3 protein-coding genes are annotated in these 1,848 nt (G+C 49.2%); all 3 read right to left on the bottom strand.

The window, feature by feature from the left end; translation table 11 throughout:
• Positions 1-563: 563 nt before the first annotated feature.
• Positions 564-746: a hypothetical protein gene (locus V6U78_RS12640; protein ID WP_405341548.1), complete on the bottom strand. Its 183-nt coding sequence runs from the start codon at positions 744-746 to the stop codon at positions 564-566.
• A gap of 24 nt (positions 747-770) precedes the next feature.
• The gene (locus V6U78_RS12645; protein ID WP_405341551.1) at positions 771-1,022 is read right to left on the bottom strand and encodes a hypothetical protein; all 252 of its coding nucleotides are present in this window, start codon (positions 1,020-1,022) and stop codon (positions 771-773) included.
• Between the two features lie 136 nt (positions 1,023-1,158).
• Positions 1,159-1,500, bottom strand: coding sequence for an SH3 domain-containing protein (locus tag V6U78_RS12650; RefSeq protein WP_405341554.1), 342 nt, complete (start codon positions 1,498-1,500; stop codon positions 1,159-1,161).
• Positions 1,501-1,848 lie beyond the last annotated feature (348 nt).

Below are 1,848 nucleotides of genomic sequence, written 5' to 3' on the forward strand. Positions count from 1 at the left end.
AAGCGACGGCCGGTTTTGTGTAAAATTGAGCGCAGCGAAAACACAAAAACGGACTAGCGTTCGTGTCGCGTGCAGCGCCTTGTTATTGCAAGAAACAACAAAAAGAAAGCTAGAAGCTGTGAGCTTGCAGCAAATGAAAAACCAAGGTTAAAGCCCAGCAGCCCGATTTTGGCACACTATCTCTAAGTGAGACCAACAGAATGCGCCAAACTCAAACCTGAAAAAACGAGCAGATTGGGCGGTCTGGAGAACCTGCCAAGTAGAGCAACGAAGCAACTCGAACAACGCCGCCACTTGCCGCGCTTGAAAACTGAATCGTCATTTTTCAACCAATGAGAGCAGCCCAACAACGAAGGCGCGGCACACTATTCAAAGCCCAGACCTGACGAAACCCTTCTAAAACAGCGCCCCGATCTGCTGCGGCGGCCTGCCTGCTATACCGAAACAACCCGCCTCAACCGACGCACCCAAGCCAGTGCAATAACGCCCGCAGCACGCGCGGCTTTGTAGTGGAGGCGGAGCCGCAACGAAAAAGCCGTCGCCGTGCCTGCGATTGTTATGAATTACTTGGATTTCTGGTAGTTCTCTAGATCGGGCAACTGGTCAATCGGCGGCTGCACTTCACGATCGATGTATGTCTGTGGATCAAGAGGAATCGAGTTGCCACCTGGATCAACCACTTGGACACTGTGAATAGTCCCATCGCTAAAGCGCTGAACGTACAAACCTTTATAACTACTCGCCATACTCTGCCTCCTTCGGCGTTTGGCCTACAACATACATTGCTGCCGCACTAAGCTAGCCCCGCAGACATTCTGCACGTAAACATCAATCTCGCATTGTTGAGTCAAATTCTTAAATGTCTCACCTCCCATGCTGTAAAAATCTGGGTGAGAAACGACATCGCCGATTTCCGGCTCACTGGAGTCTAAGAGCTCAAAAATCACATATTCGCCTGAGCCATCAATCTCAGCTGCATACATTCCCCTCCCGGGGTTAACAACTTTCACTACCGCTTTCATCTCGACCCCTCGAAATTACATAACGCCCAATTAAGTAGCCCGAAACGCAACTACCAACTTTCCGCACAACACCGTAACCACCAAACTCAACGCAAAACAAAAATGCCACGCGTTGAGGGTCTGCTTGAATTGTTTGTTATGTACGTTGTACCGAGCGCACTGGTACCCAACCTATTTCACCCGTTGACCTCGAAACTCGATACCAAGAATTGAGCTCAAAAAACACTGACAGTTTTTCACCAATGGTCGTATTCAGCTCAACATTATCATAGTCTTCGAGCATGATGCCTACGGAGTCACTTTCAACCTTTTCTATATACTGAACTGGAGCCCAACCTTGAGCACCTAACTCACTGGTTATAAAAATCCAATTGGGAAATTCATCATCCATTTCACCAAGAGCCACTCTATCGCCTCGTTTCAAATAAAATGGATTTGGATATTCTGAGATATGATTTTCAATAGCAACTACTTCCATATTATCTCCATAGTACATAACGCCGTGGACAGCGGTGGCCTTGGAGCGCAAGCGGAAAGGACATCCGGCCGCCGCAGGCGGCGAACTGCTGCACTTTGTTATTGCCAACACCACCTAAAATAACCACTGCCACCCAACTGGCTGAACCACTGAATGCTAGATGCACCAGCCCGGACAGCAGCACCTGATTTTCTGACTGCGTTACCCGCAACAGCTCAACCACTTGATGCTGGCAACAACCTAAAACAAAGCCCGATACTGCTGCGGCGACCTGAAAACTGTACCGAAGTCACCAGCCTCAACCGACACTACCAAGCCCCGGCAATAACGCCAAGCTCACGCGAACGA

Source organism: Marinospirillum alkalitolerans (genome assembly GCF_045055655.1).
GTDB lineage: Bacteria > Pseudomonadota > Gammaproteobacteria > Pseudomonadales > Halomonadaceae > Marinospirillum > Marinospirillum alkalitolerans.

Excerpts from the sequence above, each read along its gene's own strand:
- V6U78_RS12650 (WP_405341554.1), bottom strand. The coding sequence starts at position 1,500 with ATGGAAGTAGTTGCTATTGAAAATCATATCTCAGAATATCCAAATCCA.
- V6U78_RS12640 (WP_405341548.1), bottom strand. The coding sequence starts at position 746 with ATGGCGAGTAGTTATAAAGGTTTGTACGTTCAGCGCTTTAGCGATGGG.
- V6U78_RS12645 (WP_405341551.1), bottom strand. The coding sequence starts at position 1,022 with ATGAAAGCGGTAGTGAAAGTTGTTAACCCCGGGAGGGGAATGTATGCA.